The 23,313-nt window shown below is 72.6% G+C and carries 19 protein-coding genes, 3 tRNA genes and 1 pseudogene; 8 read left to right on the top strand and 15 right to left on the bottom strand.

Going from position 1 to position 23,313, the window contains the following annotated elements; genetic code table 11:
- Window positions 1-173: 173 nt before the first annotated feature.
- Both OG245_RS10725 and OG245_RS10720 read right to left on the bottom strand, forming a co-directional pair.
- The gene (locus OG245_RS10725) at window positions 174-1,625 is read right to left on the bottom strand and encodes an FGGY family carbohydrate kinase (protein ID WP_371623297.1); all 1,452 of its coding nucleotides are present in this window, start codon (window positions 1,623-1,625) and stop codon (window positions 174-176) included.
- A 66-nt stretch (window positions 1,626-1,691) separates the two neighbouring features.
- On the bottom strand, window positions 1,692-1,997 hold the full coding sequence (locus OG245_RS10720; RefSeq protein ID WP_371623296.1) for a YtxH domain-containing protein: 306 nt from the start codon (window positions 1,995-1,997) through the stop codon (window positions 1,692-1,694).
- Window positions 1,998-2,179: 182 nt separating this feature from the next.
- On the opposite strand from OG245_RS10720, the gene OG245_RS10715 reads away from it, so the two are divergent.
- From OG245_RS10715 to OG245_RS10705, 3 genes are all read left to right on the top strand, one after another.
- Window positions 2,180-2,252, top strand: a tRNA-Asn gene (locus OG245_RS10715).
- Between the two features lie 5 nt (window positions 2,253-2,257).
- Window positions 2,258-2,330 (top strand) — tRNA-Asn (locus OG245_RS10710).
- A 233-nt stretch (window positions 2,331-2,563) separates the two neighbouring features.
- Window positions 2,564-2,637, top strand: a tRNA-Ile gene (locus OG245_RS10705).
- Window positions 2,638-2,887: 250 nt separating this feature from the next.
- Here the strand turns inward: OG245_RS10705 and OG245_RS10700 are convergent.
- The 6 genes and pseudogenes from OG245_RS10700 to OG245_RS10675 form a co-directional block, all read right to left on the bottom strand.
- A complete protein-coding gene (locus OG245_RS10700; RefSeq protein ID WP_371623295.1) occupies window positions 2,888-3,544 on the bottom strand; it encodes a contact-dependent growth inhibition system immunity protein in 657 nt (218 codons plus the stop codon).
- Between the two features lie 13 nt (window positions 3,545-3,557).
- Window positions 3,558-3,857: an RNase A-like domain-containing protein gene (locus tag OG245_RS10695; protein WP_371623294.1), complete on the bottom strand. Its 300-nt coding sequence runs from the start codon at window positions 3,855-3,857 to the stop codon at window positions 3,558-3,560.
- A 56-nt stretch (window positions 3,858-3,913) separates the two neighbouring features.
- Window positions 3,914-4,483 carry a hypothetical protein gene (locus tag OG245_RS10690; protein WP_371623293.1) on the bottom strand — a complete coding sequence of 190 codons (570 nt, stop codon included), beginning with the start codon at window positions 4,481-4,483 and terminating at the stop codon, window positions 3,914-3,916.
- A 735-nt stretch (window positions 4,484-5,218) separates the two neighbouring features.
- Window positions 5,219-6,019, bottom strand: a pseudogene (gene xdhC, locus OG245_RS10685) (xanthine dehydrogenase accessory protein XdhC); the annotation flags it as partial.
- Between the two features lies 1 nt (window position 6,020).
- On the bottom strand, window positions 6,021-8,438 hold the full coding sequence (gene xdhB / locus OG245_RS10680) for a xanthine dehydrogenase molybdopterin binding subunit (protein WP_371623292.1): 2,418 nt from the start codon (window positions 8,436-8,438) through the stop codon (window positions 6,021-6,023).
- Window positions 8,435-9,898, bottom strand: coding sequence for a xanthine dehydrogenase small subunit (locus tag OG245_RS10675; protein ID WP_371623291.1), 1,464 nt, complete (start codon window positions 9,896-9,898; stop codon window positions 8,435-8,437). The genes xdhB and OG245_RS10675 overlap by 4 nt, the downstream gene beginning before the upstream one ends.
- An 880-nt stretch (window positions 9,899-10,778) precedes the next feature.
- Here OG245_RS10675 and OG245_RS10670 point away from each other — a divergent pair.
- From OG245_RS10670 to OG245_RS10660, 3 genes are read left to right on the top strand one after another with little or no spacing between them, the layout of a single operon-like run.
- The gene (locus tag OG245_RS10670) at window positions 10,779-12,146 is read left to right on the top strand and encodes a uracil-xanthine permease family protein (RefSeq protein WP_371623290.1); all 1,368 of its coding nucleotides are present in this window, start codon (window positions 10,779-10,781) and stop codon (window positions 12,144-12,146) included.
- A complete protein-coding gene (locus tag OG245_RS10665) occupies window positions 12,143-13,561 on the top strand; it encodes an amidohydrolase family protein (protein WP_371623289.1) in 1,419 nt (472 codons plus the stop codon). The genes OG245_RS10670 and OG245_RS10665 overlap by 4 nt, the downstream gene beginning before the upstream one ends.
- Complete coding sequence (locus tag OG245_RS10660) at window positions 13,558-14,268, top strand: TSUP family transporter (protein ID WP_371623288.1); 711 nt, start codon at window positions 13,558-13,560, stop codon at window positions 14,266-14,268. Before OG245_RS10665 ends, OG245_RS10660 begins: the two co-directional genes overlap by 4 nt.
- Here OG245_RS10660 and OG245_RS10655 read toward each other — a convergent pair.
- The 3 genes from OG245_RS10655 to OG245_RS10645 all read right to left on the bottom strand — a co-directional run bounded on the left by OG245_RS10655 (window position 14,252) and on the right by OG245_RS10645 (window position 16,521).
- Window positions 14,252-15,295 carry a substrate-binding domain-containing protein gene (locus tag OG245_RS10655; RefSeq protein ID WP_371623287.1) on the bottom strand — a complete coding sequence of 348 codons (1,044 nt, stop codon included), beginning with the start codon at window positions 15,293-15,295 and terminating at the stop codon, window positions 14,252-14,254. The genes OG245_RS10660 and OG245_RS10655 overlap by 17 nt on opposite strands.
- Before the next feature lie 67 nt (window positions 15,296-15,362).
- Complete coding sequence (locus OG245_RS10650; protein ID WP_371623286.1) at window positions 15,363-15,677, bottom strand: multidrug efflux SMR transporter; 315 nt, start codon at window positions 15,675-15,677, stop codon at window positions 15,363-15,365.
- 103 nt (window positions 15,678-15,780) lie between these two features.
- Complete coding sequence (locus tag OG245_RS10645; RefSeq protein WP_371623285.1) at window positions 15,781-16,521, bottom strand: SDR family NAD(P)-dependent oxidoreductase; 741 nt, start codon at window positions 16,519-16,521, stop codon at window positions 15,781-15,783.
- Window positions 16,522-16,621: 100 nt separating this feature from the next.
- Between OG245_RS10645 and OG245_RS10640 the strand changes: the two genes are divergently transcribed.
- Window positions 16,622-17,242, top strand: a complete 621-nt coding sequence (locus OG245_RS10640) for a TetR/AcrR family transcriptional regulator (protein ID WP_371623284.1) — start codon at window positions 16,622-16,624, stop codon at window positions 17,240-17,242.
- A 51-nt stretch (window positions 17,243-17,293) separates the two neighbouring features.
- Here OG245_RS10640 and OG245_RS10635 read toward each other — a convergent pair whose 3' ends face one another.
- Window positions 17,294-17,854, bottom strand: a complete 561-nt coding sequence (locus OG245_RS10635; RefSeq protein WP_371623283.1) for a hypothetical protein — start codon at window positions 17,852-17,854, stop codon at window positions 17,294-17,296.
- A 227-nt stretch (window positions 17,855-18,081) separates the two neighbouring features.
- Window positions 18,082-18,690, bottom strand: a complete 609-nt coding sequence (locus OG245_RS10630) for a GNAT family N-acetyltransferase (protein ID WP_371623282.1) — start codon at window positions 18,688-18,690, stop codon at window positions 18,082-18,084.
- A gap of 205 nt (window positions 18,691-18,895) precedes the next feature.
- Here OG245_RS10630 and OG245_RS10625 point away from each other — a divergent pair, with 205 nt between their 5' ends.
- Entirely contained in the window at window positions 18,896-20,170 is a 1,275-nt protein-coding gene (locus OG245_RS10625) for an MFS transporter (RefSeq protein WP_371623281.1), read from the top strand.
- A 65-nt stretch (window positions 20,171-20,235) separates the two neighbouring features.
- Here the strand turns inward: OG245_RS10625 and OG245_RS10620 are convergent, their stop codons facing one another.
- Together OG245_RS10620 and OG245_RS10615 are read right to left on the bottom strand one after the other, a co-directional pair.
- Window positions 20,236-21,585 (bottom strand): carboxyl transferase domain-containing protein, encoded by a 1,350-nt coding sequence (locus OG245_RS10620; RefSeq protein ID WP_371623280.1) that lies wholly within the window; start codon window positions 21,583-21,585, stop codon window positions 20,236-20,238.
- The gene (locus tag OG245_RS10615) at window positions 21,575-23,113 is read right to left on the bottom strand and encodes an acyl-CoA synthetase (protein WP_371623279.1); all 1,539 of its coding nucleotides are present in this window, start codon (window positions 23,111-23,113) and stop codon (window positions 21,575-21,577) included. The genes OG245_RS10620 and OG245_RS10615 overlap by 11 nt, the downstream gene beginning before the upstream one ends.
- Between the last annotated feature and the right edge of the window lie 200 nt (window positions 23,114-23,313).

Here is a 23,313-nt window from a genome sequence, read left to right as displayed (position 1 = left end):
AGAGCCCCACGCGCTCCGGCATCACGGGCGCACGCCCTCGCCCGAGCCCACCCGGGTGTGCGCGTGGGCGATGTGCACGGGTCCGGGTCCGGGCGTGCGCGTGTGCGACGGGCACGGGTCCGGGCCTACTCCGGGTGTGCGCGTGTGCGATGCGCACGGGTCCGGGTTCGGGCCTACTCCGGGTGTGCGCCGCCGAAGGCTCCGGGGTGGATCTGGTCCCGGGTCGCCGCGTACTGCTGACGCACCGCGCCGCCGACCGCCAGATCGTCGCCGGGCTCCAGCACCTGGGCCGCCGCGCCCTGCCAGGCCGGGGGAGTGCGTGGGTCGAGGGAGCCCTGGGAGACCCCGAGCGCCCACGCCGCCTGCCGGGCCGCGCCGATCGCCGCGTACTGGGCGGGCTGCGGCACCACGACCTGGGTGCCGAACACCGCTGGAGCGATGGCCTGCACGGCGGGCAGTTCGGCGGCGGCGCCGAGCAGGAAGACGCGCCGCACCTCCACCCCCCGCCCCCGCAGTACGTCGAGGGCGTCGGCCAGCGAGCACAGCATCCCCTCGAACGCGGCCCGCGCCAGATGCTCCGGCTTCATCGACTCGCGCCGCAGCCCGCTCAGCGTGCCCGCGGTGTGCGGGAGCTGCGGGGTGCGCTCGCCCTCCAGATACGGCAGCAGCACCAGCCCGGAGGCGCCCGGCGTCGACTTCAGCGCCAACGCGGACAGCTCCTCCAGCCCCTCCACGTCCAGCATCTCGGCGGTCCCGCGCAGCGCGCGCACGGCATTGGAGAGGTGCACCACCGGCAGGTGCATCCCGGTGGCGTCGGCGAACGAGGTGATCATCCCGCTGGGGTCGGCGAGCGCCTCGTGGTGCACCGCCATCACGGACCCGGAGGCCCCCAGCGACACCACCGCGTCGCCCACCGCGACCCCGAGCCCGAAGGCCGCGGCCATCGTCTCGCCGGTGCCCGCGGAGATCAGCAGCCCTTCCGGCGTCATCCCGGCGGAGTCGGCGGGGCCGAGCACCTCGGGCAGCCCGGCCGAGTGGCCGAGGGCCAGCTCCACCAGATCGGGCCGGTAGGAGGCGGACCCGGCCGACCAGTAGCCGGTACCCGAGGCCGCGCCCCGGTCCGTGGTCCGCCGGGCGGGCCGGCCCAGCAGCTGCCACACGAGCCAGTCGTGCGGCTGGAGCACGGCGGCCACCCGCTGGGCGTTCTCCGGCTCGGTCCGCGCCAGCCAGCGCAGCTTCGCCACCGACTGCGCGGCCCTCGGCACGGCCCCGACGGCTTGCGCCCAGGCCTCCCGCCCGCCCAGCGCGTCGACGAGATCGGCCGCGGCGACCTGCGCCCGCCGGTCGTTGCCGAGCAGGGCCGGGCGCACGAGATTGCCCTGCTGGTCCAGCGGGACGAGCCCGTGCTGCTGCGCGGAGACCCCGATGGCCTGCACGCCTTCGAGCAGCCCGCCGGAGGCCGCCTCGCCGAGCGAGAGCAGCCAGGCCTGCGGATCGACCTCGGTGGCCTTGGCCTCGACCGGATGGGCGGCGTACCCCTCCCGGAGTACGGCGCCCGAGTCCGTGTCACAGACGACGATGTGAGTGAAGGCGGAAGAACTGTCCAACCCCGCGACTATGCCCATGGGGAGATTCTGCCGCACCTCGCGACTTACCGGTAACCGCCGCCGTACGCGACGGGACCCCGGCCCCTAGGTGTTGGTGGTCCCCCAGTCGTCCTCGAAGCCGTTCTGGCCGCTGCGCTCCCGCAGCGACCGGACCCGCTCGGCGACGGAGGCGGGCACCTTGTCCCCGACCTTCTCGCTGACCGAGTGGTACGCCTTGCCCGCGAAGTCCCGCCCGCTGTGCGCGGCACTCTCGGCGGCGTTCCGCACGGCGGGGTTCTCCGTGAACTGCCGGGCCGACTTCTTCAACTGCTCGTAACGCTCGCGCCCGGCTCGCGTGCCGAGCACGTAACCGAGGGCCACTCCGGCGATGAACGTGAGCCGGTACCGCATGGCTGCCACCCTTCCTACGCTTCGTGCGACGTGTGCAGCCCGCCTACCCGCGAGCACCCGAGATCACCCCGGACGATACCGATTGGCGGAGCACCCCCCTGCTTGCGCTAATGTATGTGTCGCAGCGAACGCGCGCCGCCCGGCAGCCGCCAGGCAGGTAAGATTTCGCAGCGACGCAGCAATCCCCTGTAGCTCAATTGGCAGAGCAGCCGGCTGTTAACCGGCAGGTTACTGGTTCGAGTCCAGTCGGGGGAGCGCGATCCCCTGTAGCTCAATTGGCAGAGCATTCGGCTGTTAACCGGAGGGTTACTGGTTCGAGTCCAGTCGGGGGAGCGGAACGGAAGAGGGCCCTTCGGGGTCCTCTTTCGCGTGCCCGGCCGATGCCTTCCCGGGGCCCTGGAGGGCACCGGAGTGACTCTTTCGGGTCTCCTTGATCTCGCCTGCAACCGGGCAGCACGCAGCGCCGTCCTCAAGATCAGGTGAAGTCGGCCATCCGAAGCGGGAGATCGTATGACCGGCTATGCTGCGGCAGACGGTGCGCACACTTGTACGCGCCACGCCGAAACGGGGCGGTAGCTCAGCCGGTTAGAGCAGCGGACTCATAATCCGTCGGCCGTGGGTTCGAGTCCCACCCGCCCCACCGAGCGTCCCCAGGCAGAATCGTTCTGGCCTGGGGAAACGCGTTTTTCGGGGGCGTTTTCGCGTGTGGCGGTCGCCTCATGGCGGTGTGGCGAACGCGGATTCTCGCGCATCGAGATCGACCTTTAAATGGCTTTGACCTGGGGGGTTGCAGCGACTCCTTCGTGGGAGCGTCGTGGAGTGATCCCACCCGCCCTGTCGTGGGCTGCCCATGCCTTCGTGCGCGAGTGGGTGGCGAAGTCTAGGTCTGATCAGACGCTGGACAGCGTCGTCGCCAGCGACTGGAACCAGGCTCCGTGGGAGAACGGTTCGGGCGGGCCCACCTCCATGCCGAGTTCGGCGGCGGCCAGGGCGTAGTCACCCTCGTCCAGAGGGAGGGCGAGTAGCTCGTGGAGTTCGCCCACGAGGCGCGCGACCAGTTGGGGGTCGGTGGTGGCGGTGTAGTCGGTGACGGCGGCGTCGTGGTCGGGGAACTCGTCGACGATGTCCTGCGAGAACCAGCCGCCGAGCAGTTGCGCGGTCTCGGGGAACCGCATGTGCCATTCCCAGTGGGTCTGAGGGGAGGACGGTTTGGGGACGTCGCCTTCTTCGATGCTCTGCTTCAGGTGGTCGGCCAGCACCGTCAGCCAGTCACCGATCTTCGATTCGGGCATGCCGGTGTCCGGGATCGCGTAGAACTCGCCCAGGCCGAGCCGGACGCGGCCCGGGGGGGTGCGGCTGTACTCGCGCAGCTGGCGCTCCGCTTCCGCGATGGCCGAGGGACGGGTGTGCCAGGTGTGGCGGAGGTACGCGTCCAGGGCACGGCTGCGCCGCTCCGGTGTGTCGTCGGCGGGCTGCCCCAGGTATGCGCGCATGACCTGGTCCAGCTCGCCGTAGCGGCGGTCGTGTTCGAGGGGCTTCATGGGCATGTGCCTGCGATCCCTAGAGGTAGAACGGGATGGTCGTGTGGACGACGAAGCCGTGCGGTTTCGACGGCTCACGGCGCAGCACCACGCGTGCCGCGCGGACATCGATGGGCCCGCGCCCGGCCAGCAGCTCGGCCTCCAGCTGGACCCGTCCCACGGGTTCCTCTCGGGAGGGCCAGGCGGCCTCGATGGTGAGGCAGGACCGGGTGTTCCGGGCGAGCCAGCGGTGAATGGCCTGCTCGTTGGCGGTCACCACCTGCTGGGTGGCCCACTGGGCGGTCTCCCGGTCGGGGTACGTCGCGGATCTCGTCAGCAATGCTCACGTTCCTCCAAGGCGCCGGGAACGGTTGTTCCTGGTACCTGAGCGTGTTCTCAGTTTGCGTTGAAAGACCAGAAGACCCCGACCTCGTCCGTGCTCACGGCGATCAGTCCGAGATCCATGACGTGGTCGGTGAAGGCGCGGCCGCCGGCAAGTTCTCCGGCGAGGAAGTCCGGCGATGTGGAGGTCCGGGCCAGGTCGGACGACGTACGAAAGTCGGCGTCGGCACCAAAACGGCTGAGTACCGAGCAGGCGTCGGCCATTACATCGTCCCGGTCGGCACGAGTCCGCACGGGGCGCGCTTCGAAGAACCACTCCTGGGTCAGAGAGGCGAGTAGCGCGGCGGCGGCAGAGGCCGTGACAGGATACGTCCACGCGTGCACCTGCTCAGCCGTGAGCGGCAGGAACGGATAGGAAGGACGGATGTTCTCCCGTCCCTTCTTGTCGATCTGCCACTCCAGTGTCTGCAGGCCCCGGGGGTCGGTGACCGAGCGGTCCATGACATCCAGGACATCTCCTCCCCAGTCGTCGTGCCGTCGGGGCCCAGTCCTCGCGAAGGCGTACACGTCGTCCAGAAGCCGCTCCAGAGCGGCGTCCCAGACGGTGTTGTCGATCGGGTTCATTCGGCTTCCGTAGGTCACGGGGCGGGCATGGATGTGTAAATGATGTAGGGCGCAGTACCATGAGAATCCTGTCGAGCCACGGCCGTCCGTCACCGTCGCGGACCAGCACGGCGACGATGACCACGGCCACGGTCCAGGCGGACACGAACGTCGTCTGGCGCATGGTGCACAGGGCCGACGCCGCTCCCGGCAGGAAGATGAGGAGCCCGAGAAGCCACACCAGGGACGCCGACAGAGCGCCGAGGGCCAGCACCAGGACGGTCACCACTGCCACGGCGACCACTACTTCGGTATCGCGCGGCGGTTCGATGGCCTCACCGGGACGGGCGAGCTTCTTCAGGTGGTGACGGGGCACGGAACCTCCCGGGCAGACAGTGCGCTGCCCCGTACGTTAGGCACGCTCGGCCGTGAGGCCGGCGCGCCCCGCCGGGCGCCGCGGGTCAGGGCCCGGGCGGTGGTCATCCGCTCGACGGCGTCGGCCCGCCGTGCGTCCGGGGGCGACATCGCCGATGGACGGTGCCGAGGGCCCCGTCCCCGTCCGCACTCCGATCGGACACCCGCCTTCGGACACCCGCCTTCGGACGACCGTCTTCAGACGACCGTCTTCAAGTGGGGGGACGCGTGCGCGATGTTCGCGCCTGCGGCCCGGAACCCGCTCCGGGCGGCCGCGGGTGCGTCCTCGTCGGTGCCGGCGTCCACCGTCTCGTCACGGTGGTGCTCCTCCGCCTCGTACTCCTCGGCCTCGAAGGTGCGCAGCAGATCGGCCGCGACGCTCACGGCGATGGTCGCGGGGTCCTTGCCGGTGATGTCGGCCAGCCCGATCGGGGTCTTGATCCGGTCGATGGCCGCCTCGTCGTGGCCCCCCTCCGTGAGCAGGCGCTTGCGGAACCGCCCCCACTTGGCCGCCGACCCGATCAGCCCGATGGAGCCGAGGTGGGGTGTCCGCAGGGCGGCGTCGCACAGGGCGGCGTCCTCGGCGTGGTCATGGGTCATGATCAGGACGTGGGTGCCCTGCGGCAACGTCTCCAGGACCTCCTCGGGCAGCAGCGGAGTGTGGTGCACCCGCACCCCCGCCACCGCGTCCGCGAGGACGGCGAGCCGCTCCTCGGCGAGGATGTCCGAGCGGCTGTCGACCAGATGGAGGTCGAGGTCCTGCCGTGCGAGGACGCGCGCCAGCTCCATCCCGACGTGCCCGACGCCGAAGATCGCCACCGCCCGTACCACCGGGAGCGGTTCGAGCAGCACCGAGACCGTTCCGCCGCAGCACTGCACGCCGTGCCGGTTGGTCACCTTGTCGTTGAGCGCGAAATCCAGCAACTCCGGTTCGGCCGCGGACGCGGCGATCATCTCCCGGGCCCGGTCGATCGTGACCGCCTCGACGTTGCCGCCACCGATCGAGCCCCAGGTCTCGCCCTGCCCCACGACGAGTTTCGCGCCGGCGTTCCGTGGGGCGTGGCCGCGCACGGTCGCGACGGTCACGAGCACGCCGGCCTCCCGGCGTGCTCGCAGCCGCGCGACCGCGCCGAACCAGGTCATGTCAGGCACCGCTCAACGCCACTGTCCCGGCCGGAGCCCCGGCCTCGGTGGCAGACCCGTCATCGGTGCGACCGTCCGTGGAGGGTACGGCCCGACGAGCCGCCTCGACCGCCCAGTACACCGCCTCCGGTGTGGCGGGCGAGGCGAGTTCCACGCTCACCCCGGCGGGCCCGAACGCCGCGGCGGCCTGCCGCAGCGCCTCCCGTACCGAGAACGCCAGCATCAGCGGAGGCTCGCCCACGGCCTTGGAGCCGTAGACCGCGCCCTCCTCGGTGGCGTTCTCCAGCAGCCGGACGTGGAACTCCTGCGGCATCTCGGAGAAGCTGGGCAGCTTGTACGTACTCGCCGCCTGGGTCAGCAGCCGGCCGCGGCCCGGCCCGTCACCGGTGTCCCAGCGCATGTCCTCCAGCGTCAGCCAGCCCGCGCCCTGCACGAAACCGCCCTCGACCTGGCCGATGTCGATCATCGGGGAGAGGCTGTCGCCGACGTCGTGCACGATGTCCACCCGCCGGACGCGGTACGCGCCGGTGAAGCCGTCCACCTCCACCTCGGCCGCGGCGGCACCGTAGGAGAAGTACTTGAACGGTGAGCCCTGGAACGCCTTCGCGTCCCAGTGCAGCCCCTCGGTCCGGTAGAAGCCCGACGCCGACAGCTGCACGCGCTGGAGGTACGCGGTGCGCACCAGGTCGTCCCAGGCCAGTTCCTCGTCGCTGCCGAGGGCACGCGCGACGCCTTCGACGATGCGTACGTCCGAGGCGTTCGTCCCCAGCCGGCCGCCGGCCACCCGGAGCAGCCGCTCGCGGATCTGCTCGCAGGCGTTCTTCACCGCCGCGCCGTTGAGGTCGGCCCCAGCGCTGGCCGCGGTGGCGGAGGTGTTGGGGACCTTGTCGGTCCGCGTCGGGGCGAGGCGCACCTTGTGCAGCGGGATGCCCAGTGTCGTCGCCGCGACCTGGAGCATCTTGGTGTGCAGGCCCTGGCCCATCTCGGTGCCACCGTGGTTGATCAGGACCGAGCCGTCCTTGTAGACCAGGACCAGCGCGCCGCCCTGGTTGAAGGCGGTGAGGTTGAAGGAGATGCCGAACTTGATGCCGGTGACCGCGAGCCCCCGCTTGGTGTTCGGGTGGGTGGCGTTGAACGCCGCGATCTCCCGCCGCCGGTCGGCGACGCGGCCGTCGACGCACACCTGCTGCCAGACGGTGGAGATCCGTTCGGGGTGCGTGACCACCTGCCCGTACGGCGTCGTCAGGCCCTGTCCCGGCCGGTAGAAGTTGCGCTCCCGCAGCTCCATCGGGTCGAGGCCGAGCAGCGGTGCGCACCTGCCCATGATGTCCTCGATCACCAGCATGCCCTGCGGTCCGCCGAAGCCGCGGAAGGCGGTGTTGGAGACCTTGTTGGTCTTGGCGATACGGCCCGCGACCCGTGCGTTGGGGATCCAGTAGGTGTTGTCGATGTGGCACAGCGCGCGGGCGACCACCGGCTCGGACAGGTCCAGGCTCCAGCCGCCGTCCGCGGTCAGGGTGGCGTCCAGGGCCTGGATACGGCCTTCGGCGTCGAAGCCGATGCGCCACTGGGCGTGGAACCCGTGGCGCTTTCCGGACATGGTCAGGTCCTGGGTGCGGTTGAGCCGGACCCGGACCGGCCGGCCGGTCAGCCGGGCGCCGAGCGCGGCGACGGCCGCGAAGCCGTGCGGCTGCATCTCCTTGCCGCCGAAGCCGCCGCCCATCCGCAGGCACTGCACGGTCACCTCGTGACTGTGCAGGCCGAGCACGTGCGCGACGATCTCCTGTGTCTCGGAGGGGTGTTGGGTGCTGCTCTGGACGAACAGCTGCCCGCTCTCGTCGACCAGGGCCAGCGCCGCGTGCGTCTCCAGATAGAAGTGCTCCTGGTCGGAGAACTGGAACTCGCCCGAGAACACGTGCGCGGAGTCGGCGAAGCCGGCGTCGACGTCGCCGGTGAGCATCATGGGCCGGGCGCCGTGGAAGCTGCCGGCCGCGATCGCGTCCCCCAGCGCGATCAGGGAGGGCTGTTCGTCGAGGTCGACCTCGACGGCCGCCGCGCCGAGCCGGGCCGCCTCCAGCGTCTCGCCGAGCACCCAGGCGACCGCGTGACCGTGGAACATCACCGTGTCGGGGAAGAGCGGTTCGTCGTGCTTCATGCCGGCGTCGTTGACACCGGGCACGTCGGCGCCGGTCAGGACGCGGACCACACCGGGCACGGCGAGCGCGGGCCCGGTGTCCAGCCGGCTGATCCGGCCGTGGGCCTTCATGACCTGGACCGGGTAGGCGTGCAGCACGTCCTTCGTGCGATGGACGAGGTCGTCGGTGTAGAGCGCGGTGCCGGTGACGTGCTGGACGGCACTCTCGTGCGGCATCGACACGCCGACGACCGGCTTCTCGGGACGCTGGGACAACTGGCTCATGAGGAAACCGCCTCGGTGGTCTGCGCGTACAGCTTCAGCAGGCTCTGGCCCAGCATCGCGGAGCGGTAGGCGGAGCTGGCACGCTGGTCGTTCATCGGCGTGCCCTCCGCCCGCAGCACCCGCGCCGCGGCCTCGACGGTCTCCGCCGTCCACGGACTGCCCTCCAGCGCCTCTTCGGTGGTCAGGGCCCGGATCGGGGTGGCGGCGACTCCGCCCAGACCGATGCGGGCCTTCCGGACGATCCCGTCCTCGACGTCGAGCGCGAAGGCGACCGCCACGCTGGAGATGTCGTCGAAGCGCCGCTTGGCGATCTTGTGGAAGGCCACGACCGGCGACAGCGGCAGCGGGACGCGCACCGCGCGGATCAGCTCGCCGGGACGGCGCACGCTCTGCCGGTAGCCGGTGAAGTACTCCGCGAGGGGAACCTGTCGTTCTCCGTCGGCGTCGGCGAGCACCACCGACGCCTCCAGCGCGAGCAGCACCGGCGGACTGTCTCCGATGGGGGAGCCGGTCCCCAGATTGCCGCCCAGCGTCGCGCCGTTGCGGATGAGCCGCGACGCGAACTGCGGGAACAGCTCCGCGAGCAGCGGCACCCGGCCGTCGAGGCGGCGTTCGATCTCGGTGAGCGTCAGCGCCGCCCCGATCTCCACGGCGTCGGATCCGACGCGCAGCTCCCGCAGTTCGGGCAGCCGGTCGACGGCGATCACGCAATCCGCCCGGCGGGCGCGGATGTTCACCTCCACGCCCCAGTCGGTGGAGCCCGCGACCACCACCGCGTCGGGCCGCTCGCGCAGCAGCCGCAGGGTCTCGCCCAGGGTGTTCCTCCGCAGGAACGCGCTGCCGTCCCGGACGTACTCGGTGGCGACCGGCGCGGGCGGGGACTGCGCCCGACGCCGGGCGAGCGGGTCCTCGTCGGCGGGCGCACCGACGGCGAACGCGGCATCGCGGATCGGACGGTATCCGGTGCAGCGGCACAGGTTTCCGCTCAGCGCGTGCAGATCGAAGCCGTTCGGCCCGTGCTCGGGGTCGGTGTTCCCGGCCGGCTCCGCGTGGGCGCAGCGGTCGGGCCGGTAGTACTCGGCGGCCATGCTGCAGACGAACCCCGGTGTGCAGTAACCGCATTGGGAGCCGCCGCGGACCGCCATCTCCTCCTGCACCGGGTGCAGCGTGCCCGGCGGGCCGGCCGCGCCGGCGGTGGCGAGCCCCTCGGAGGTGACCACCTCCTGCCCGTCGAGCGCCGCGGCCGGGAGCAGGCAGGCGTTGACCGCCACCCAGTCGGTGGGCTCGCCGGTCCCGGGACGGGCGACCAGGACTGCGCAGGCGCCGCACTCACCCTCGGCGCAGCCCTCCTTGGTGCCGGTGAGACCACGCTCGCGCAGGAAGTCCAGCACCGTGGTGTGGGGCGCGGCCGGTGAGATCGGTGCTTCGGTCCCGTTGACCGTGATGCGTGGCGTTGTCACGACTGGCCTTCGTTCCGTTGCGCGGTGGGTCGGTTCATCATCTTCGTCAAGGTCGGACAGCTCTCTTGATTCGGACGCGCCACGGGAGAGGAGCGGGCGCGAGACGGCGCACGACAGCGATGCGCCGCGAAAGAAGTGGCGGAAGAAGGAGGGGAGGGGAGGGGAGGGAAAGGCGAGGGAAAGCGGCGCGGCGGGACCGCCGAAAGGCGCCACGGAAGGGCACCGCAGAAGGGGGCGCGTTCAGCAGCCGTGCGCGATACGCCCCGGAACCCAGGCGGTGCACTCGGCGAGGCGACCGAGGTCGGAGTAGGTGAACATCAGCTGGTCGCCTCCTTTCGAGGCCGCGGGTCGGCGTTCACGGCAAAGTAGTTGCTGCCGTCATGGAGGTCAAGAGGCCGTCCGGCGCCGTGGCCCGCACGAACGGCTTCCATGACCGCCGCGGCTCCGTCGCCTGCGGCGGACGGGATCCCGTCCGAGGTGTCCGGCCCGCCTTACGCCGCCCGTCTTAGGCCGCCCGTCTTGCGCCGCCTGCCGCCTACGGCCCGCCGCCCTCCGTACGCACGCCCGTCGCAGGCCCTGCCCCCGCCCGCCGCCTGCCTTCCGGCCTGCGAGCGTCCCGCGCCCCGGACGTCGTGTCCCAGCGGCCGAATCCCGGGGTCACGGCTCTTGACGACGGTTGCGGGGCCTCCCCATACTGACGCCCAAATCGATTTGGCCAAATCGATTTGGCCCTCCGTTCGGGGCCGGATCGCGGCTGATGTCCGAGCGTTCCTCACGCCCGAATGGGAGCACCGACGTGTCCAGTCATCGCCAGCCCGCACCCGGAGCTGAACAACCACCGACGCCGGAGCCGGTCACGCCCGGAGCGACGTATCCACCCGTGCCCGACGCCGCGCACGACACCCCGCACCCACCCGTGCACCCCGTCGACGAGTCGCGCCCCCTGGGGCGGATCGTCCTCTTCGGGATTCAGCACGTCCTCGTCATGGCCGCCACCCCCATCTCGGCGATCTTCCTGATGAGCGCCACCCTCCGGCTCGACGCCGGCCTGACCATCAACCTGCTCTCCGCGGCGTTCGTGCTCTCCGGCGTCGGGTCGCTGATCCAGTCGCTGGGGCCCTGGAAGTTCGGCCCCCGGCTGCCGTTCGTGATGCTGCCCGGCGGTGCGCCGCTCATCCTGTTCATCGCCATCGCCGAGCAGCACGGTCTGCGCACCGCCACCGGCGCGGTCATTCTCACCGCGGCCTTCTACTTCGTCGTCCTGCCGGTCTTCTCGCGGCTGCTCAGGTTCTTCCCGGCCCTGGTCATCGGCACCATGATCGTCATCGTCGGGGTCAACCTGGTGAAGGTCGGCGCGGTCCTCGTCACGGGCCGGCCCGGCGAGCCGGGGTTCGCCGACCCGACGAACCTCGGGCTCGGCATGGCGACGATCGGCTTCACCGTCGTCTTCTACCTGCTGTTCACCGGCATCCTGCGGCAACTCGCCGTCATGCTCGGCCTGGTCGCCGGCACCGTGCTGGCCGGGCTCCTCGGCAGCATCGACCTCGGTCGCGCCGCCGACGGCGGTCTGGTCAGCGTGCCGGAACTGATGCCGTTCGGGTCGCCCCAGTTCAGCCTGATCGCCGCGCTGCCGCTGATGCTCTACAGCCTCGCCTCCATGGCGGAGGCCACCGGCCAGACCGTCATCAACGCCGAGGCCGTCGGCAAGGAGATCGACACCCGCACCGACGTCCCCAAGACCGTCCGCGGTGACGCGCTGACCTCCCTCTTCGGCGGGTTCTTCGGGCTGCCGCTGATGGTGACCAGCGGCGAGAACATCGGGATCGTCCGGGTCACCGGCGTCCGCAGCCGCTACGTGACCGCCGCCGCCGGTGTGGTCCTCATCGTCATCGGGTTCCTCGCGCCGGTGACCCGCGCGATCAGTGTCGTTCCGTCCGCCGTGGTCGGCGGCACGGCGATGGTGGTCTTCGCGGTGATCACCGTGCTCGGTGTGCAGATGCTCGGCCGTTCCGACCTCGACCGGCACACGTCCACGTTCATCTGCGCCGTCGCCCTGGCGCTGGGCCTGCTGCCGATCCTCATCCCGGGCGTGTACGCGGGCTTCCCGCCGAACGTCCGCATCCTCCTCGAAAGCGGCGTCGCCGTCGGCGCGTTCGTCGCCGCCGTACTCAACATCCTGTTCCACCACGTCAGGCCGCGCGTCGCCGCCCGGCTGACCACCACCTCCCGCACGGAAAGCGACCGATGACCCAGCTCACCCGCGACCTCCTCGACTCCTCCGGCCCGCTCCTCCTCGTACCCGATGCCGTGCTGCTGCCGGAAGGGCCCGCCCACGGCCACGCGGTCGTCGTCGCCGACGGCTCCTTCCGCGCCGTCGGACCCGCCGGGGAACTGGCGCGTACGCACCCGCACCTCGACGCCGTCACGCTGCCCGGCCATCTCCTGATGCCCGGCTTCGTCGACGCCCACCACCATCTGACCCAGAGCTTCGGCTCCGCGCTCGCCTTCGGTGAGCCCTCGGAGATCTTCCGCAGGGTCTGGGTTCCGCTGGAAGGGGCGCTGGACGAGGAATCGGCCTACGCCGCCGCCAAACTGGCGGCGTTGGAGGCCCTGCGCGGCGGCTTCACCACCGTCACCGACGCCGGTACGCGTGCCGACGTGGACGTCGACGTCGTCGCGTCGGCCGCCCGTGACGCCGGAGTCCGCTGCGTGCTCGGCCTCGTGTGCAACGACGTCGCCGGTGACGCCGCGACCGCCGACGAGGACTCCGCGAGCACCACCGCCGTCCTCGAAGGCGCCGAGAAGCACCTCGCCCGGTACGACGGCGATCCGCTGATCCACGCCTCCCTCGCCGTCTCGATCCCCGAAGCGGCCACCTCGGCGACCCTTCACCGCACCGCACGTCTCGCCGCGGAAGCCGGCGCGATCGTGCAGATCCACGTCAACGAGCACCTGGCCGGTGTCGAACGCTCCCTCGTACGGCACGGACTGCGCCCGCTCGAACACCTGCACAGCATCGGCGCGCTCGGCCCTCAACTGCTCGCCGCCCACGCCACCCTGCTCACCCCCCGAGAGCTGTCCCTGCTCGCCGACACCGGGACCGCCGTCAGCTACAACCCGGTGGCCAGCGCCTGGAAGGGCAACGCGGTCGCCCCGGCCACCGCCATGTCCGAACGCGGCATCCGCTTCGGGCTCGGCACGGACGGCACCCGCGGCGACGGGTTCCGGCTCGCGGAAGCGGCCGAGTTCGCCCAGCGGATCGCCTACGGGCTGGCCACCGGGGACTCGTCGTGCGGCGCCGGCTGGACCTGGCTCGAACACGCCACGGCGGGCGGCGCCGACGCGGTCGGTCTCGGCGCCCGCACCGGCACGGTCGCCGAGGGGCTGGCCGCCGACTTCCTCCTCGTCGACCTCACCACCCCCGAGCTGGCGCTCTCCCGGGACGTGCCGTGGGAGCTGGTGCGCCGGGGCAACCGCGACCAGATCACCGCCGTGTTCGTCGCCGGGGAGCTACGGCTGTGGCGCGGCCTGCCCACCGGCTGGGACGGACCCGCCTTCGTGCGGCACGCGGCCGAACTGGCCCGTACAGCCGTCGAGAAGGCGCCCATCACGCGGGTTCACCCCACGTCCACGGCCGCACGGCAGGGGAGCACCGCACGGTGAGTACGGAAGCACTCGCGGTCCTCGCCGTCACGGTGGCCGTCGCCGCGTTCGTCCAGGGCAGCAGCGGGCTGGGCTTCGCCCTGATCGTCGCGCCCGTCGCCGGGATGCTCGACCCCGCTCTGCTCCCGGTGTTCGTCCTGGCGGCCATGATCCCGCTCAACCTGTACGTCGCCTGGCGCGAACGCGCCTCGATCGACCTGCGCGGCGCGGGCTGGATCACCGGGGCCCGGCTGGCCGCCACGCCCGCCGGGCTCGCGCTGCTCTGGCTGATCCCGGACCGCAGCATCGGCCTGTTCGTCGGCATCGCCACCGTGCTGGCCGCGGTGGTGAGCCTGGCCGCCCCCGCCTTCACCCCCGGCCGGGCGGCCTACCTCGGGGCGGGCGTGGTCACCGGACTCACGGAGACCGCGACCGGCGTCGGCGGCCCCCCGCTCGCGCTCGTCTACCAGCACCGGCCGCCCGCGGAACTGCGCTCGACCGTCGCGGCCTGCTTCCTCGTCGGGGAAGTGGCCTCGCTGGGCCTGCTGTTCGCGACGGGGGAGGGCGAGCCCGGACACCTGGGTCTCGCGGCGGCGCTGCTGCCGGTGATCGCCGTGGGCGCGTGGCTGAGCCGGCTGGTGCACCACCGGCTGGACGCGCGCCGCATGCGGCTGTGCGTCCTCGTCTTCGCCCTGGTCTCCGGTCTGGTGCTCATGCTGGGGCTGTGACCCGGAGCGACGAGGCACGCGGAACGACCCGCGGCTCGGGCGCCGTCGCCATCGCGGCGGCGGCGCCCTCGCCGCGCAGCCGGCCGAGCAGCAGCTCCACCGCGGCGGCCGCCGCACGGTCCAGATGAAGGTCCACGGCGGTCAGCGGCGGCTCGCAGGTGCGCGCACGCAGCCCGTCGTAGCGGGTGACGACCATGACGTCGCCCGGTACGGACCGCCCGCTGTCCCGGATCGCCCGCACCGCGCCCACCGCGAACGCGTCCACCAGCGCGCAGACCGCGTCGGTCCCGGGGTGCGCGGCCAGCAGGGCGGCACAGCTCTCGTACCCGGCCTGCTCGCCGCCCGCCTCCGGGGCGCTCGCCACGACGGGCTCCCAGCCGTACCGCTCGGCGACCCGCTCGTACGCGGCGCGCGCGTCGACCGACGAGTGGCGTGATCCGGAGCCGACGATCAGCGCGGGCCGCCGGGCGCCCTGCTCCCGCAGGTGTGCGAACAGCAGCTCGGCGACCGGCCCGCCGCGCAGATCGACGTACGGCGACGTGTCGTCCGGCGACACCGGCCGGCCGAGCGACACATAGGGCAGGCCCCGCTCCGTCAACTGCGCCGCGGCGGCGTCGTCCACGTCCGGCTCGACGACGATGGCGCCGTCGATGTCGACGGAGTAGAGGGCGGACCCCGACTGCACGGGCGGTACGAGCACCAGCGCGTAGCCGTGCAGCAGCGCGCTCTCCGCGGCGGCGGCGGCGATCTCCATGTAGAACCCGAGCCGCGACGGCCCACCGGCCACCGCGAACGGCATCGAGGAGGCCAGCGCGATCGCCTTCGCCTCCCCCCGGCGCAGCCGCTGGGCCCGGAGGTTGGGCCGGTAGCCCAGCTCGGCGGCGACCCGCTTGATGCGTTCCCTGGTCCGCGGATCGACCTTGCCGATCCCGTTGAGGGCGTGGGAGACCGTCGTACGCGACACCTCGGCGAGCCGCGCGACATCGGCGATCGTCGGTGGCCGCGAACCGGGACCGGAGGTGGGCATCGACGGGCACTCCTTGCGGGCTGAGGACGGGGCACCCCATCTTCGCCCACCGGACACCGCCACCGGCTCAAGCCTCCAGAAGCCTCAGCCCCACCACCCCGGCGATGATCGCCACGACACAGGCCAGCCGGGCCGCGGACGCGGCTTCGCCCTGGACGACGCCGGCGGTGACGACCCCCGCCGCACCGATGCCGACCCAGACCGCGTAACCCGTGCCGACCGGCACCTCCCGCAGGGCGAAGGTCAGCAGTACGAAGCTCAGCAGGGCGAAGGAGACGCCGATGACGCTGGGCCAGAGCCTGGTGAAGCCGTTCGATTCCTTCAGGGCCAGGGCCCAGACGATCTCCAGGAGACCGGCCGCCGTCAGGATCACCCAGGCCATCGCTCCTCCTCCCATCGGTGTCACTGTTCTGGCGGTGGCCACGGCGACGCGCCGTCGCTCCCCTCCTGCTCCTCCACGCCGCCGTCCGGCGGACCCGTCGAGGTCAGGCGGTGTAGCCACCGTCGACCGCCAGGGAGGTGCCGGTGATCCACTGGGCGTCCGGACCGGCGAGGAAGGCCACGGCCTTCGCGGTGTCGGCCCCCGCGCCCAGCACCTTCGCCGCGGTCCTCAGACGCTCCTCCTCGGCCTCGTCCGTGCCGTCCGGGTTCATGTCGGTGACGGTGGGCCCGGGATCCACGATGTTCGCGGTGATGCCCCTGGGAGCCACGTCGTGGGCCAGGCCCTTGGTGAAGCCGATCAGCGCCGACTTGCTCATGGCGTACAGCGTCACGTCCGGCACCGGCACGCGGGTGGCCCAGCAGCTGCCGATGCTGATGATGCGGCCGCCGTGTCCCAGGTGGGGGATGGCCGCCTGGGTGGCCAGGAAGACGGCGCGCACGTGGACGGCCAGCGTGCGGTCGATCTCCTCCAGCGTCACGCCCTCGATCGGGCCGTAGGGGAAGACTCCGGCGTTGTTCACCAGGATGTCGAGCCGGCCGAGCTCCGCCGCGGTCCGCTCGACGGACCGGACGACGGCCGCCGGGTCCCCGCTGTCGGCCCGGATGGCCAGGCCCCTGCGTCCGAGGGCCTCGATCGCCTTGACGACCTCCTGGGCCCTGTCGGCCGCGCTCACATACGTCAGGGCGACGTCCGCGCCCTCCTCCGCCAGTCGGAGGGCGGTCGCGGCACCGATACCGCGGCTTCCTCCGGTCACCAGTGCCACCTTGCCCGCAAGCTGAGGCATCTCGCTCCCATCACGCTAGGGTTGATATCTAGGTCGGACGATCCAGAAATACTAAACAGGCATGATGACCGGGGGTCAACCCAGCTCCGAGGAGGCAGACATGGCCGAAAGAGGCCGACCGCGCGCGTTCGACCGCGCCTCAGCGCTGCGGCGCGCGATGGAGACGTTCTGGGATTTCGGGTACGAGGGCACGAAGCTCACGGACCTGACCGCCGCCATGGGCATCAACTCCGCCAGCCTGTACAACACCTTTGGCTCGAAAGAGCAGTTGTTCCGCGAGGCCGTCTCGCTCTACGACCGCACGGCGGGCTCGGCGACCAACCGGGCGCTGCGCGAGGCGCCGACGGCGCGGGCGGCGGTGGAGGCCATGCTGCGCGGCAACATCGACACCTTCACCGACCCGGAGACGCCCAGCGGCTGCATGATCGTGCTGTCGGCCACGAACTGCTCGTACCAGAACAGGCAGGTCGCCGAGCATCTGGCCCAGTGGCGGCGGACCTCGGTGGCGGGGCTGGAGAAGCGGCTGGAGCGGGCCGTGGAGGAGGGGGAGTTGGCGCCGGGGACGGACGTCCGCGCGATCGCCGCCTTCTACGCGACCATTCTGCACGGGCTGTCGATCGAGGCCCGGGACGGCGTGCCCCTGGAACGGCTCCGCTCCACCGTGGACCACGCCGTGGCCCTGTGGGACTCCCTGGTGCGGCAGCCGGCCGGACAGCGCTGAGGGGCGCGCGGCCGCATCGTCGGCCGGACGCCCCCTGTACGCCGGGCGGGGTCACCCGCAGGCGGCTGTCCCCTCGACCGCCCCGGTGTAGGCGACGAGCAGTTCCTCGATGGCGGCCGGGTCGTCGATGCCGGAGTCGCGGGTCTCGACCGTGATGTAGAGGTCCTGCTCCGGGTGCTCCGAAGCCTGGCAGGAGGGCACGGTCTTGCCCACGCCGGCTTTCCCGGTGTGGACGAAGCGTCCGTCTTCCGACATCGTCCCGTCGCCCGTGCCGGGGTACGCCTGCGCGACCGCCGCCGTGGTCTGCCGCTCACTCCACCAGGCCTGCGCGAGGCTGAGGACCAGTTTGCCGTCCACGGACAGGTTGCAGCGGATCGTTCCGCCGTTCGGCTTCTGGACGGCCGTGGTGAGGGAGTCCCCGCCGGGCAGTACGGCCTTCACCAGTGCGGGGTCCACCGTGATCCCGCACAGGGATGCGGGCACGGTGTACGCCTTCTCGGGCGGTTCGTCGCCGGAGCATCCCGACAGGGTGGCGGCGAGAGCGACGGCGGCCGACAGGGACGCGGCCGCGCCGATGAACCGGTGACGCGGAAGAGACGCGGGGGCAGACAACGGGAGAAGCCTTTCGAGGCAGAGGCAGAGGCAGAGGCAGAGGCAGAGGCAGAGGCGCAGGCGCAGGCGGACGACCTCGGCGGAATCGGAGGGGTACGGCGGGTGCGGCGGGCACGGCGGGCGAAGCCCCTGGATCTCCCGGGATCAAGCGATCGGTCAGCGTACTGCGCGCCCTGCGGGGCCCGCCGGTGCGACCCGGCAGGCCCCGCGGGGCGGTACGAGGGACCTCAGGCCGGGTGCCGGGCCTCCGGCCGGTCGCCGTGAGGCGTCGCGACGCCGTCCGGCTCCGGCCCGGGCAGGACCCCGGCCCGGGGACACACGTGGAGGGCCGCCTCCTTGTGCGGCAGTTGCACCGTTCTCACCAAGGCCATCCCGGCCCGCTCCATCACCCTGCGGCAGGCCAGGTTGCGTACGTCGGGCTCGGCGGCGACGCGTTCCGCCTCGGGGAAGCAGCGGAACAGCGTCCGCACCAGGTCCGACACGAACACCGTGCCCAGGCCGCGCCCGGTCAGTGCCCGGTCGACGATCGCCAGGTGGAAGCCGAGGTCGTGCCGGCTCCAGGACTGGAAGGAGGCGATATTGGAGTGCAGCGGACGGTAGACCTCGATGTAGGCGAACTGCCTGCCCTCGTACGTGATCAGGAACGGCCCGCCCGTCTCGCTCCCGTGCAGCCGGCGCAGCTCGTCACTCCAGCGCTCCGGGGGCCATTCCTGGTGCCAGGTCTCCACCAGGTACTCCTGGCCCATCCAGCGGGACAGCAGGCGGCCCTCCTCGGTGGTGCCGCTGAGCGGACGGGCGGCCCAGGGCGTGGGCAGCTCCAGTCGGTCGGCGATCACAGCTCTCCTCTCTCCTGTACGTGTGTGTGCTCCCTCGGCCTCCGTGCCGACCAGCCTTGATCAAGAGGAAGGACCCGTCAAGGAGCGGCCGAATCCGGTGTACCGGGCGGTGCGGTACCGGCGGCGCGGCGCTCGACCCGTGGATTCCGGGCGTACCGCGAGGCGAGGGCGGGCGGTTCCGGAGCGGGCGCGGCTACCATCCCCTGTGACCGAAACGACCGAAGCGACCGAGCAGCCCGGGCGCCGCAGCCCCATATTCGCCGACCTCACCCCGCTGCGGCTCTCCCCCGACTACCGGCGGCTCTGGTTCGGCAACACCGTCTCCTGGATCGGCCAGGGCATGACGTCGCTGGCGGTCTCGCTCCAGGTCTACGACATCACCGGGTCCGCGTTCTCCGTGGGGCTCATCGGATTCTGCTCGCTCGTGCCACTGGTCGTCTTCGGGCTCTACGGCGGGGCCGTCGCGGACACCGTCGACCGGCGCAAGCTCGGCCTGTTCAGCGCGACCGGATCGTTTCTCCTCTCCCTCGTCCTGGTGGCGGCGACGGTCGCGGGCGTCGAACGGGTCGGGCTGCTGTACGCGGTCGTCGCCCTCCAGGCCGTCTGCTTCGCCCTCAACGCACCGGCCCGCGCCTCGATGATGGCCCGGCTGCTGCCGGCCGAGCAGCTGCCCGCCGCCAACGCGCTGAACTCCATCACCAGCACCACGGGCATGCTCGTCGGCCCGATGCTGGGCGGCCTGATCGTCGGCTGGTGGGGCTACCGCTCGGCGTACACCGTGGACGCCGTCTGCTTCACCGCCTCCCTGTACGCGATGTGGCGGCTGCCCTCGATGCTGCCCGAGCGGCAGGACGGCGGCACGGGCAAGCGGGCCTCCGTCCTGGACGGGCTGCGTTTCCTCGGGACCCGGCCGAACCTGCGGATGACCTTCTTCACCGACCTGTGCGCCATGGTCCTCGCCCATCCCCGCGCCCTCTTCCCGGCCATCGCCGTCCTCTGGTACGGGGGTGACGCGCGGACCACCGGCATGCTCGTCGCCGCACCGGCCCTCGGCGCGCTGCTCGGCGGCGTGTTCTCCGGCTGGCTCGGCCGGATCCGGCGGCACGGACTCGCCGTCCTGCTGGCCGTCGGCTCGTGGGGCGTGGCCATCGCCGTCTTCGGGCTCACCCGCAACCTCTGGCTCGGGCTGCTGTTCCTGGCGCTCGCCGGATGCGCGGACACCATCTCCATGGTCTTCCGCAACACGATGCTCCAGGCGGCCGTGCCCGACGAGATGCGCGGCCGGCTCCAGGGCGTCTTCATCGTCGTCGTGGCGGGCGGCCCCCGCCTCGGTGACTTCCTGGCGGGCTCGGTCGCCGACCTCGCCACCCCCGCCGTCGCCATCACCGGCGGCGGCGTCCTCTGCGTGACCGGCGTGGCCCTCCTCGCGCTGAAATGGCGCGCCTTCGCCCGCTACGACGCCCACGACCCGCAGCCGTAGCCCCGGCCCGCGGCTCCAGCGCCCCGGCCCCGGCCCCGGCCGGACGTCCGGGCGGTGCCGCCCGCTCAGCTCACGATCGAGCGGGCGAACCCGAGCTCCAGGAGGTCCTGCGGGCGCAGCCGCAGCTGGTCGGCGGTGGCGCCGGTCTCCGACGGCGGCCGCTTGAGGATCGCGGCGGCCAGTTCCGGGGCGATGACGGAGAAGTAGCTGTCCGCCGTGACATGGGTGTTGTCCGGCGCCGCGAGGGCCAGCGCCCCGCCCGAGCCGCCCTCGCCGATCACCAGCGTCGTCACCGGCACCCGGGCCGCGGCGACCGCCGCGAAGGCGTCCGCGATGGCCGCGCCCGCGCCCGTCCGTTCCGCCTCGGCGTCGTTGGCCGCGCCCGGGGTGTCGACGAGGGTGAGGACGGGGACGCCGAGCCGGTCCGCCAGCCGGATGGTCCGGGCCGCCGCGCGGTAGCCGGCCGGGCGGGTCGGCGTCCCGCACTGGGCGACGTACGCGACGGGCAGCCCGTCCGCGCGCAGCCCGAAGCCGCACAGCAGCCCCGGGTCCGTACCGCCGCACCGGTCCCCGTGCAGGGGGAGCCGGGTGCCGAAGTAGTCGTCGAGATACGCCTGCGCGCGGGGCCGCCGGGGGTCGCGGGCCGCCGCCACCGCCTCCCGCCCGGTCTCCGGCAGCCGGGCCGCCGACAGCGCGCGGGGCACGGGGGCGGCGGGGAGCCCGCCGTGCGGGCCGAGCGCGCGCAGCCAGTGGGTCAGCGCCCCGGCCAGCTCGCCGGGCGGGACGACCGCGTCCACCTGGCCCGCCGCGAACTGCCCCTCGGCGCCGTAGGCGTGAGGATCCGCGTCGACCGGCCGCACCCGGGACCCGGCGAAGCCGACCTGCGCGCCCGGCAGCGCCAGCACCACATCGGCGCCCGCCCCCACCGTGGCCCAGCCGCCGCCGGTCGTCGGGTCGCGGACCACCGCGATCTGCGGGAGCCCGGCCGCGCGCAGCCGGGTGGAGGCGGCGGCCACCCGCTGGAGCTGGGTCAGCGCGACCATGCCCTCCTGCATCCGGCTGCCGCCCGTGGCGACGAGCGCGAGCAGGGGCAGCCGCCGGGTCAGCGCCAGCTCGTAGGCGGCGGCCAGCCGGTCACCCGTCGACCGGCCCAACGAGCCGCCCAGGAAACCGAATTCGAAGGCGAGCAGCACGCACGGGCGGTCGCCGACGACCCCGGTGCCGTAGACGACGGACTCCTCCTCGCCGGTCCGTCTCCGGGCCCGCTCCCGCGCCGCGTCGTACCCCGCCCAGCCGAGCGGACCGTCCGGCGGCAGGGGGCGCGACGGCGGCCGGTGCTCGGTGAAGCCCGCCGCGCCGGTGAGCAGCGCGATCGTCTCCCGGGCCGTCGCCCGGGCGGGGGAGTCAGCCGGCACGGAGCGACCTCTTCATGATCTTGCCCAGGTCGTTGCGGGGCAGGGCGTCCAGGTAGTGCACGGTGCGCGGGCGCTTGTGCGGGGCCAGCTGGGCCGCGACATGGTCCGCCAGCTCCTCGGCGGTCGGCGGGGAGCCCGGATCGGCCGCGACCACCCAGGCCACGACCCGCTCGCCCAGGTCCGGATCCTCCTCGCCGGTCACGGCCGCTTCCCGGACCCCGGGGTGGGCGAGCAGCACGTTCTCGATCTCGCCCGCGCCGATCTTGTAGCCGCCGCTCTTGATGAGGTCGGTGGCCTTGCGCCCGACGATCGTGACGTATCCGTCCTCGTCGACCGTGCCGACGTCCCCCGTACGGAACCAGCCGTCCGCCGTGTGCGCGGCGGCGGTCGCGTCGGGCCGGTTGAGGTAGCCGGTGAAGAGGTTCGGACCCCGGACCTGGATCTCACCGATCGCCCCGGGCTCGCCGAGCACCGTGCCGTCCTCCTCCGCCAGGCGCAGCTCCACCCCGGCGAGCGGCGGGCCCACCGTGCCGGGGCGCGGGGCGCCGTCCGCCCGGATGCCCGTGTTCATCAGGGTCTCCGTCATCCCGTACCGCTCGATCACCCGCCGCCCGGTCGCCGCCGCGATGCGTTCGTGGTCGTGCACGGGGAGCGCCGCCGATCCGGAGACCAGCAGCCGGGCCCCGGCCAGCGCCCCGGCCAGAGCGTCCCGTTCGCCGCCCTCCGGGGAGCCGTGTCCGTCCGCCGGGGAGCCGTGCCCGCTCCCGCCCGCCGGGCCGTCCAGCACCTCCGCGAGCCGGTGGTACATCGTCGGCACCCCGAACAGCATGGTGCCGCCGGAGGCCAGCTCACGGGCCACGCCCTCGGGCGAGAACCTCCCCAGGTGGCGGACGGAGCCGCCGCGCCGCAACGGGCCGAGGACGCCCAGGATCAGCCCGTGCACATGGAACAGCGGCAGCGCGTGGACCAGGACGTCGTCGCCGCTCCACCCCCAGGCGTCCTCCAGCGCGTCCAGGGACGCGGCGACCGCCCGCCGGGGCAGGACGGCGCCCTTGGGCGGGCCGGTGGTGCCGGAGGTGTAGACGATGAGGGCGGGGGACTCGGGGTCCTCCTCGGCCGGCAGGGCCCGGCCCGCCGAGTCCTCCGCGAGCGTGCCTGCCGCCCGCCGCGCGTCCACGGTCACGCGGCGCGGCTTCTCCAGCGCGGGCGGCAGCGCGTCGTCCGGCCCCGCGAGCACGGCCGTGGGCTCGCTGTCGGCCAGGATGTGCGCCAACTCGCGTTCTCCGGTGCGGGGGTTGAGCGGTACGGCCGGGACGCCGGCCCGCAGTGCCGCCACCACCGCGATCACCGTCTCCGGCGTCGGGGTGGCCCAGACGGCGACCCGGCCCGCGTCCGCGATGCGGGCGGCGAGCGCGTCGGCGGCTTCGGCGAGCCGGCCGTAGGTCAGGGACAGGTCACCGAAGCGGACGGCCTCCCGGGAGGCTGCCGGGCCGGTGGGGGACTGGAGCGCGGGAAGAAGGAGGGTCACGCCGGGAAGCCTAGGGCTTCCGGGCGGACCTCGCCCGGACCCGGATACCGATGAGGGCAGCGTCACCCCAGGTCGGTTCCGGGCCGACCGTTCCGCCCGCCGTATCGCTGCACGGGGCATCCAAGCGCAATTTTGACACGACCTTGACAAATTATTTTTGCGTTGCCAACATGCAAAAAGCTCGCCCATCGGGGGAGTTG

Origin of the sequence: Streptomyces sp. NBC_01116, from assembly GCF_041435495.1 — a bacterium.
GTDB lineage: Bacteria > Actinomycetota > Actinomycetes > Streptomycetales > Streptomycetaceae > Streptomyces.
The sequence above is the reverse complement of the archived record's forward strand: the minus strand, read 5'-3'. Positions and strand labels throughout refer to the sequence as shown.